Annotated in this window: 9 protein-coding genes and 3 tRNA genes; 7 read left to right on the top strand and 5 right to left on the bottom strand. The window is 73.1% G+C overall.

Annotated features, from left to right (window positions below; translation table 11 throughout):
* Positions 1–396: 396 nt before the first annotated feature.
* A complete protein-coding gene (locus TR48_RS38900; protein WP_052442679.1) occupies positions 397–1,158 on the top strand; it encodes a M23 family metallopeptidase in 762 nt (253 codons plus the stop codon).
* 190 nt (positions 1,159–1,348) lie between these two features.
* Positions 1,349–2,440: an alpha/beta hydrolase gene (locus TR48_RS14650; RefSeq protein ID WP_042366920.1), complete on the top strand. Its 1,092-nt coding sequence runs from the start codon at positions 1,349–1,351 to the stop codon at positions 2,438–2,440.
* Between the two features lie 7 nt (positions 2,441–2,447).
* Here TR48_RS14650 and TR48_RS14645 read toward each other — a convergent pair whose 3' ends face one another.
* Positions 2,448–3,140, bottom strand: coding sequence for an NAD(P)-dependent oxidoreductase (locus TR48_RS14645; protein ID WP_042366918.1), 693 nt, complete (start codon positions 3,138–3,140; stop codon positions 2,448–2,450).
* An 84-nt stretch (positions 3,141–3,224) separates the two neighbouring features.
* Here TR48_RS14645 and TR48_RS14640 point away from each other — a divergent pair, with 84 nt between their 5' ends.
* The 3 genes from TR48_RS14640 to TR48_RS14630 all read left to right on the top strand — a co-directional run bounded on the left by TR48_RS14640 (position 3,225) and on the right by TR48_RS14630 (position 5,776).
* Entirely contained in the window at positions 3,225–3,854 is a 630-nt protein-coding gene (locus tag TR48_RS14640; protein ID WP_236652150.1) for a TetR/AcrR family transcriptional regulator, read from the top strand.
* 400 nt (positions 3,855–4,254) lie between these two features.
* The gene (locus TR48_RS14635; protein ID WP_161789833.1) at positions 4,255–4,551 is read left to right on the top strand and encodes a hypothetical protein; all 297 of its coding nucleotides are present in this window, start codon (positions 4,255–4,257) and stop codon (positions 4,549–4,551) included.
* A gap of 238 nt (positions 4,552–4,789) precedes the next feature.
* A complete protein-coding gene (locus TR48_RS14630) occupies positions 4,790–5,776 on the top strand; it encodes a class I SAM-dependent methyltransferase (protein ID WP_084729402.1) in 987 nt (328 codons plus the stop codon).
* A gap of 441 nt (positions 5,777–6,217) precedes the next feature.
* Here TR48_RS14630 and TR48_RS14625 read toward each other — a convergent pair.
* The 3 genes from TR48_RS14625 to TR48_RS14615 all read right to left on the bottom strand — a co-directional run bounded on the left by TR48_RS14625 (position 6,218) and on the right by TR48_RS14615 (position 6,522).
* Positions 6,218–6,291: transfer RNA gene (locus tag TR48_RS14625), tRNA-Phe, on the bottom strand.
* 27 nt (positions 6,292–6,318) lie between these two features.
* A tRNA-Asp gene (locus TR48_RS14620) sits at positions 6,319–6,392 on the bottom strand.
* Positions 6,393–6,449: 57 nt separating this feature from the next.
* Positions 6,450–6,522 (bottom strand) — tRNA-Glu (locus tag TR48_RS14615).
* Positions 6,523–6,636: 114 nt separating this feature from the next.
* Here TR48_RS14615 and TR48_RS14610 point away from each other — a divergent pair.
* Positions 6,637–6,987, top strand: coding sequence for a metallopeptidase family protein (locus TR48_RS14610; RefSeq protein ID WP_042366912.1), 351 nt, complete (start codon positions 6,637–6,639; stop codon positions 6,985–6,987).
* A gap of 355 nt (positions 6,988–7,342) precedes the next feature.
* Here the strand turns inward: TR48_RS14610 and TR48_RS43240 are convergent, their stop codons facing one another.
* A complete protein-coding gene (locus TR48_RS43240) occupies positions 7,343–7,519 on the bottom strand; it encodes a hypothetical protein (RefSeq protein WP_161789832.1) in 177 nt (58 codons plus the stop codon).
* Positions 7,520–7,823: 304 nt separating this feature from the next.
* Between TR48_RS43240 and TR48_RS14600 the strand changes: the two genes are divergently transcribed.
* The coding region (locus TR48_RS14600) for a DEAD/DEAH box helicase (RefSeq protein WP_042366908.1) at positions 7,824–9,442 on the top strand (1,619 nt) is incomplete at its 3' end.

The raw sequence follows: 9,442 nt of genomic DNA, 5'->3' as shown, positions 1-9,442 counted from the left end.
CCCCTTGCCGATGGGGCTCCCCTTCATGGCCACGGCCCCGCGCGGAAGGCCGCTCCTCTTCTCTGCTCACGTCCGCAGTCTTTTCCCCCTGCACCGCTGTCGCACCCACGACGCGCGGGAAGCGGCGCGGCGGTCCGCGCCCGGGCGTCCGGCCGCCGCCGGCTCACGGGCGGTCGGGCCGTCGGCCGAGGGGCGCGCACGGCGGCCCCGGGAGCCCGCCGTCCGGGGGAGTCCGCCCGCGGACGGGTCGGCCTCGCCCGGGCAGCCTCGGGCGTTGGCGGGGGCGGGAGTTGTCGCCGGGGGGACGGTCCGCGCCGGTGGCGGCTGCGCTGAACGGGTGGACGGACATTGGTGCCGGAGGTGCGCGGCGGGTACACGTGTGGGGTGGTACGACTCGTGGGTCCCGTGGGGGCCTCCTCGCGGACCTGGCGGGGTGCGATCCTCGGCCTCGGACTGGGCGCGCTGCTGCTGCCCGTCGCGCTCCTGCCAGGCTGCGTGGCGCACGCGGGGGCGAAGGCGATGTGGCTGCCGACGCTCGCGCAGGACGCCGTCGTGCGGCAGACCGGCCCGGAGTGGGCCGCCCTCGGGCGGGGACGGCTGCGGCTCACCCCGGCGCGGTTGCTCGCCTACGCGGCCTCGAACGCCGCCGCGGACCTGGCCGCGGACTCGACGCGGCCCGCGCCGGACACGGGGCCGGACCCGTCCGCACCCGCTCCCACTCCGTCGCCGGATCCGGGCCCCTGCGGGGAGGCGGGGTGGTTCACCCCGGCGCCGGGCGCGGCGATCAGTCAGCCCTTCGGCAACCCCGACCCCGCGTACGCCGCGGGCTATCACACCGGCGTGGACTTCGCCGTCTTCAACGGCACGCCGTTGCTCGCCGTCGCCGACGCCGTCGTGGAGGTCGCCGGCTGGGGCGGCGCGTACGGGCACTGGATCGTGCTGCGGCTGCCGGACGGTCACTTCGCCCTGTACGCGCACATGTCCCGCCTCGACGTCCACACGGGCGACCACGTCGCGGCGGGCAGCCGGCTCGGGCTCTCCGGGGAGTCGGGGAACGCGCGCGGGCCGCACCTGCACTTCGAGATCCGCAACGAGAACCACTACGGAGCGGTCGTCGACCCGCTGCCCTACCTGCGGGCCCACGGCTGCCGGGTGTGATCGCCCGGAGCCGTCCGGACCAGGACCGTGCACCGGGGTGGTGAAGACTTCGGCAAGAGTTTCCGTGCGCGCAGGAAAGACCCAGTATCTCCCCAGGTAGGCTCGCGCGAGGCGTGGACACGGCAATTCGCGCCCGTACACGCACGGACTAGCACGAACGCGCACGGAAGCCACGGAGAACCGACCGATCATGAGCCTCACCGGCACGCCGTTCTTCGTCCTCACCGTGGCGCTGATGATCGCGGCGATGGCCCTGCTCGCCCTGGTCTGGAACCGGATACCCGGGCCCCGGCCGGTCCGCTACGCGGGCCGGATAGGCGCCACCCTGTTCAGCCAGGTCGCCGCCGTCCTCATGGTGCTGGTCTACGTGAACAACACGATGGGCCCGTTCTACGACAGTTGGCAGGACCTCTTCGGCGGGGACGCCAACCAGTCGGCCACCGCGACCGACATCTCCGGCGGCGCGACGGGCGGGAGCGCCACGAGCGAGAAGCTCACGTTCAGGACCTACCTCCCGGGCGTGCGGACGACCGTCGCGCACGGGCCGGAGTCCGGGATCAACGGCAGTCTCTACGTCTGGCTGCCGCCGCAGTACGACGACCCGGCCTACGCGAACACCGCCTTCCCCGTCGTGGAGCTGCTGCCCGGGACGCCCGGCACGCCGCAGGCGTGGTTCGGGTCGATGAAGGTGCAGGACGAGATGGCGCTGCTGATGGCGCAGGGCAAGGTCAAGCCGATGATCCTGGTCGCGGCCAAGCTCAACGTCATCCCGGGCGGGGTCGACCCCGGCTGCGCGGACACGCCGGCGCCGGGCGGGGCGAAGACGGCGACCTGGCTCTACAAGGACGTGCCGAGCCTGATCGCGGCCAACTTCCGTGTCGCGAGGAGCCCGCACAAGTGGGCGATCATGGGCTACTCGGCCGGCGCCTACTGCGCCGTCAACCTCACGGTCCAGCACCCGAGCGTCTTCCACGCGGCCGTGAGCCTGTCCGGGTACAACACTCCCGAGGCTCCGCTGGTCGCGAGGAACCCGGCGCTGAAGAACGCCAACGACCCCTACCTGATCCTGCGGGGAGAGAAGCACCAGCCGGACATCGCGGTGCTCGTGGCCGGCAGCGCCCAGGACCCGGGAACCGTCCCGGCAGCCAGGAAGCTGCTGTCCGTGCTGCACACTCCGGGCCCCAACCAACTGCTGACGGTCCAGTTCGGCGGACACACCACCGGCGTGTGGCGCAGCATGCTGCCCGCCGCCCTGCTCTGGCTCTCCGCCCGGCTGACCTGACCGCGGCTCAGCGCCTGCGCAGCACCTCCTCGCGCAGCAGCTTGAGGAAGCCGGGCCGGGTGTCGACCGTGACCACGCCCATCGCGGCCCGCGGATGGGCGTTCTCCACCACCTCGCGCAGCATCGCGGCGGCGAGGTCGGCGCGGGAGGTGTAGACGCCGTCGGCGCTTCCGGACGCGGTCCGGTAGGCCGTGACGGCGGGGTGGTCGAACAGCCCGGCGGGGCGGACCACGGTCCAGTCCAGCGCGCCCGCGGCGAGCAGCGCCTCCATCCGGCGCATGTCCTCGTGCGCGGTGCGTGCGACGACGCGGTTCACGTACGGGTCGAGCACGTGGTTGAAGAGGAACTCGCCGCTGGGCCGCCAGTCGGGGTCGAGCACCGCGGAGCTGACGGCCAGCAGGCGCTTGACGCCGTGCCGCGCCATCGCGGCCACGGCGTTGGCGACGCCGGTCGAGTAGAGCGAGACCGGCGCACGGCTCGGTCGGACGCCCAGGGCGGAGAGGACCGCGTCCGCGTCCGCTACGGCGGCGTCGAGCGCGCCCTCGCGGGTGGCGTCGGCGGCGACGGCCGTGAGGCCGGGGCGCGCCGGCAGCGTGTCCGCGCGCCGGGCTACGGCGGTGACGTGGTGGCCCGCGGCGAGGGCCTGGTCGGTGAGGACGCGGCCGGTCGGTCCGGTGGCGCCGAGGACGACGAGATGCACGGTGACTCCCTGGTGGCTGATCTGCGAGGGCTTGACCGTCGCACCGCGGAGCGCCGATATTCAACGGTGATGAATAAAAGCGAGATGCCAGCGCGCTCGGCGACGGGCGTCGTCCGCCGTCGCGGACGGCCGCACGGGCGCCCGCAGACCAAGGCCCGGATCGTCGCGGCGGCTGAGCCGCTCTTCCTCGAACACGGCTACCGGGCCACCACCCTGCGCGCCGTCGCGGCCGCGGCCGGGGTCGACTCGGCGTTGATCAGCTATCACTTCGGTTCCAAGCGGGGCCTGTTCGGCGAGGTCACGCAGATCCAGTGCGCCCGCGCGCTGGACCTCACCGGGGCCTTCGCGGGCGACCGCGAGGGCCTCGCGGACCGGCTGCTCGACGTCGTCACCGACCTGTGGGACGCGGCCGAGGTGAACCGCCTGGCCGTGGAGAACGAGGAGGTGATGCGCGCCTTCCGCGAGTACCTGGAAGGGGAGGTGCTGACGCGCCTTGCTGAATATCTCGGCGGCCACGACGCGACCCGGCGCGCGCTCGCGGCGGTGACGCTGATCGGCGGCCTGATCTTCACCCGATACCTCAACCCGCTGCCGCTGGCGGCGGCGCTCCCGTCCGAGGAGATCCGCCGGACCCTCGCCCCGGCGCTGCGCGCGGCGCTCGCCCCGACCGCCCGCGGGCCCCGGACTGCACGCGTCACCCGCCTCGGGGTGTAGCTGGCGCCACCCCCAACTCGGCTACTGGAGCTACCGACTCGGGCGGCCGTTCCCGGAAGGCTGAGCACTGTGCCCGAGAGGTCTCGGGCGGGGGAGAGCACGCCTTTCAGGGGGAGTCATGGCGAGCACGTTCGCACTGCACAGCGGGGTCTTTGCCGGGCAGTGGAGGGGCGGTCGGGCCGGCCAGGTCCGCCAGGCCCGGGCCCGGGGCTGGGCCTGGGCTCCGGCTCGGACCGGCACCCGGGCTGGGGCGCCGGCTGCAAACCGGGCTGGGGCGCCGGCTGCAAACCGGCTTGCGGCGCCGGCTGCGAACCGGCTTGCGGCGCCGGCTGCAAACCGGGCTGCAAACCGGGCTGCGAACCGGGCCCGGCGGGTGACCCTGCCGGTCGCACTGGTCGGCATGGGCCTGGCACTGATTCCGTGGATGGTCCTGTTGGCGGCGCAGGGGGAGTGGCCCTGGGTGGGGCTCGACGTGCTGGAGGCGACGGGCCTGATCAGCACCGGTCTGCTGTTGCGCTGCGGCGACGCCCGCTCCGCGCTCACCGCGAGCGCGACGGCGGCGCTGCTGCTGACCGACGCCTGGTTCGACGTCACCACCTCGCACGGTGCGGAGCTGGCCCAGGCTTGGGTGCTGGCCCTGCTGCTGGAGCTGCCGATCGCCGCCCTCTGCGGGCGGCTGGCGCTGCGGCGCGCCTGAACCGGCGGGGTTTCCCGGTCGGCCGGGCCGGCCGCGGCCGGGCGGAGTCGGGGGGCTCCGCGGGCCGTGACCGGCCCGGCAGCGTCCGTTCCGGGGGCGTGACCGCCGCAGGCGTTAACAGGAAGTCCGGCGAGTCAACCGAACGGATGAGTGACTCGTGCCGCATCCTGGCGTTGATCAGGTCGAGGGCGGCCTCCTGCGGTCGCCCGTCCGCAGTCCCGCCACGCCGGAGCACGCCATGGCCGTCCCCGCCTCTGCCCACGACTCGTCCGTCGCCTCCACGGCTGCCGCCGATCCCGTTCTCGATCCGGGCGCTCCCCGCCCTGCCACCCTCGAGGACGTGCCGGGCTGGTTCCCCGTCGCGGATCACCGCCTGTTCTGCTGGCTGCTCGAACACCAGCAGGAACGGGAGATCTCCGGTGACGTCCTGGAGGTCGGCGTCTACCTCGGGCGCAGCGCGATCGTCCTGGGCCGCCACCTGCGCGCGGGCGAGACCTTCACCGTCTGCGACCTCTTCGAGTCCGAGGCGCCGGACAGCGCGAACTCGGCCGAGATGAGCCACAGTTACCGGGAGAAGCTGACCCGTCGCGCCTTCGAGGCCAACTACCTCGCCTTCCACGACACCCTGCCGCGCATCCACCAGGGCCCCAGCGCCGAGCTCGCCGACACCAAGCTGATCGAGCCCGGCAGCCAGCGCTTCATCCACATCGACGCCTCGCACCTCTACGAGCACGTCGCCGCCGACCTGCGGTTCGCCCGCGAGGCGCTGCGTGCGGACGGCATCGTGGCCCTGGACGACTACCGGTCCGAGCACACCCCGGGCGTCGCCGCCGCGACGTGGGAGGCGGTCCGCCTGCACGGGCTGCGGCCGGTGGCGCTCACGCCGCAGAAGTTCTACGGCACCTGGGGCGACCCGGAGTCCACCCGGCAGGCGCTGATCGAGCAGTGCCGGGGCCGCGACCCGCGGGCGCCCGACCTGCAGGTCGTCTTCGACGAGCAGGTCCCGCGTCTGTGGGCGGGCGCCCTGCCGGCCCAGGAGCAGCCCCGCTCGCGCTGGTTCGCCCAGCACCAGGCCGAGCAGGAGGCGCGCGAGCAGGCCCAGCACGCGGCGCAGCAGCGCCTCCCGGTCCGCGCCCGCCGCCTCGCCGCCGACCTCACCCCGCCCCTCGCTGCCCGCGCCATCCGCAGGCTCCGCGCCCGCGCACGAGACCGCGCCCAGTCCTAGCGCTCTTCGTCGCCGAACGAGAGAAGCCTTCGCGGGTCATCCCGCCGGAGGCTTGCGCCGGTGCGGCCGGTCGCCCGAACGGTGTTGCGCCGACCCGGGGGCGCAGGAGGCCGGTGGCCCCGGCTTTCTGCGGGCGCTCCTCGTCGCCACGCGGGACTCCACCCTTGGCCTGGCCCACTGGCCAGTCGCCGAGCGCGAGTTGATCCTCAACCTCCAGTTCGAAGTCCGCGAGCGGGACTGCCAGGACGGCTACCCGCCTGGCCGACTGGAGATCATCGCGGCCGACGGCGCACCCGCCGGCCCGACCAGACGACCTGCTGCTGCGCCGGAACCGCACCTCGCCGCTGTGATCCCTACGCAGGGCCGTGATCCTCTGCAGGCACAACAAAAAAGCCCCCTGGCGGATTACTCCGCTAGGGGCTTTCTACTGGTCAAAACGAGTGGCCAGGGCCGGGGTCGAACCGGCGACCTTCCGCTTTTCAGGCGGACGCTCGTACCAACTGAGCTACCTGGCCAGGATCCCTCGTGAGAGGGAGCCTGAGCGACCCCGACGGGACTTGAACCCGCGACCTCCACCTTGACAGGGTGGCGAGCTAACCAACTGCTCCACGGGGCCATGCACACAAACCGCGTGTGTAGGCCTGCTGTACTGCATTGCACTGCTGTTACTACGTGCCCCCAACGGGATTCGAACCCGTGCTACCGCCTTGAAAGGGCGGCGTCCTGGGCCACTAGACGATGAGGGCTGGTGGACCACACCGGCTTCCTTGCGGCCGTCGGGGACGTTCAGAAGCATATGGGATGGGGGCGGGAACACCAAAATCGGTTTCGCGGCCGGGCGACGAGGTCAGGGGTACGGCGTGCTGTGGATGGGCCGGGAGCGGTTCGAGGAGCTGGTTGGGGACGCGCTGGATCGGATCCCGAGCGAGCTCACCCGATTGATGGACAACGTGGTGATCTTCGTTGAGGACGAGCCGCCGGTCGGCGGCCCCGAGCTGCTCGGCCTGTACGAGGGGACGCCGTTGACCGAGCGCGGCGAGTGGTACGCCGGGGTTCTGCCGGACCGGATCACCGTCTACCGGAATCCGACGCTGCGGATGTGCGCGAGCGAGGACGAGGTGGTGCGGGAGGTCGCGGTGACGGTCGCGCACGAGATCGGGCATCACTTCGGCATCCCCGACGAGCGGCTGCACGAGCTCGGCTACGGGTGACACCGCGCGCCGCGGGAGGCGGCCGGGGGCGGGTAGAGGCGGAAGGTTCGCGTCCGATGCGGCCGTGTCCTTTGCCCGGCCGTCGCGTTGACAGGGATGAGGGGGCGGGAAGCAGCACGTCAGGCGAGGAAGCGGGGCCGGTCGCGATGGGCAAGGTCGGAGCGGGGGCGCGTCGCGTCGCGGTGTGGGCGCTGATGACGGGCACGGCGGTCGGCGCGGTGAGCGCGCTGTCCGGGTGCATGGAGGTCGGGCCCGCGGCCGCGCCGGTCGGAGCGGACGGCGCCACGGTCGGGCCCGGCGGTGACGTCGGCACCTCGCAGGACGGCGCGGGCGGCCGCCATGCGGGGGTGCGCCACTACGCGGGCGCGGGGCTCGACGTCGGGGCGAGCCCGAGCGTGGGGGAGAGCGCGGCCCGGCCGAGCTCCGGGCCCTCGGTGGTCGCGCCGGTGCCCATCGCCGTCACCCCGCCTGCGGGCACGCCGACCGCGGCGGGGCCCACGACCCCGTCGGCGCAGCCCAGCACGGAGCCCACCCAGCGCCCCACGCCGTCGCCGACCGCGGTGGCGAGCCCGCCTCCGTCACCGAGCCCGTCGTCGGTCGCACCGTCGGGGAGCCCTTCCGCAGGCTGACTCCGGCGGGTAATGTGACGCCTTTCGGCGCACGTTTGGCGATCGCGTCTTCGCTGCGCTATCTTGGTAGATCGTTGTGTTCAATTTGCCCAGCGCCGTATTGATCTAGGCGCACCTGGCGCGTTCCGGTACTCCGTGGCTGACCGCATTGAGGCGGTTTGGGAAATCTGCGGGTGTGGGCGCGTGCCGACACCCGGAAGGTTTTTGATGTCCCTCGTTGACGACGCCCGCTTCGCCATGCCCGAAAACGCCCAGGATGCGCAGAATGCCCTGGTCGAGATCGAGGCCGCCGAGGTTGAGGCCGACGCCGCCACCCCCGCCGCCGAGACCGCTGAGACCGAGAAGACGATCACCTTCGGTGACCTCGGTCTGCCGGACGAGATCGTCCGCGGTCTCGCCAAGCGCGGCGTGACCACCCCGTTCCCGATCCAGGCCGCCACCATCCCGGACGCGCTGGCCGGCAAGGACGTGCTCGGCCGCGGCCGCACCGGCTCCGGCAAGACGCTGAGCTTCGGCCTGCCGCTGCTGACCCGTCTGGAGCAGGGCCGCACCCGGCCCAAGCGCCCGCGCGGCCTGATCCTGGTCCCGACCCGCGAGCTGGCGATGCAGGTCTCCGACGCGCTGGAGCCCTACGGCACCGTGCTCGGCCTGAACCTCAAGGTCGTCTGCGGCGGTACCTCCATGCCGAAGCAGATCTGGGCGCTGGAGCGCGGTGTCGACGTCCTCGTCGCCACCCCCGGCCGCCTGCGTGACCTGATCGACCGCGGCGCCTGCACCCTCGACGAGGTCGAGATCGTCGTCCTCGACGAGGCCGACCAGATGGCCGACATGGGCTTCCTGCCCGAGGTCACCGAGATCCTCGACAAGGTCCCCTCCGGCGGCCAGCGGATGCTCTTCTCCGCGACCCTGGAGAACGAGATCGACACCCTGGTGAAGCGCTACCTGGTGGACCCGGTCACCCACGAGGTCGACCCCTCCGCCGGCGCGGTCACCACCATGACCCACCACGTCCTGGTCGTGAAGCCCAAGGACAAGGCCCCGGTCACCAACGCCATCTCCGCCCGCAAGGGCCGCACCATCGTCTTCGTCCGCACCCAGATGGGCGCCGACCGCGTCGCCGAGCAGCTCCGCGACGCGGGCGTGAAGGCCGACGCGCTGCACGGCGGCATGACCCAGGGCGCCCGTACCCGGACCCTGGGCGACTTCAAGGACGGCTACGTCAACGTCCTGGTCGCCACCGACGTCGCCGCCCGAGGCATCCACGTCGACGGCATCGACCTGGTGCTGAACGTCGACCCGGCCGGTGACCACAAGGACTACCTGCACCGCTCCGGCCGCACCGCGCGCGCCGGCCGCTCCGGCACGGTCGTCACGCTGATCCTGCCGCACCAGCGCCGTTCCACTTTCCGTCTGCTGGAGGACGCGGGCGTCGACGCCACCCGCCACATCGTCGGCGGCTCCTTCGACGCGGACCTGGTCCGCATCACCGGTGCCCGCTCGCTGACGGGCGTCCAGGCCGACTCCGCCGCGACCCAGGCCGCGCAGGCCGAGCGCGACGTCGTCGCGCTGACCAAGGAGCTGGAGCGCGCCACCCGCCACGCCGCGAACCTCCGCGAGGAGGCCGACCGTCTGGCCGCCCGTGCCGCGGCCGAGCGCGCCGAGCTCGGCCTGGACGACGAGATCGAGGAGGCAGCGGCCGAGGAGTCGACCGCGACCGCCGAGGAGACCGTCGCGGCCGAGACCGTCGTCGAGCCGGTCGCCGTCGAGGCCCGCGCCCCGCGCTCGGAGCGCGCTGAGCGTTCCTTCTCCTCCCGCGAGGAGCGCAG

This window comes from Streptacidiphilus neutrinimicus, from assembly GCF_000787815.1.
Lineage (GTDB): Bacteria > Actinomycetota > Actinomycetes > Streptomycetales > Streptomycetaceae > Streptacidiphilus > Streptacidiphilus neutrinimicus.
This window is presented reverse-complemented; position numbering and strand designations above follow the sequence as displayed.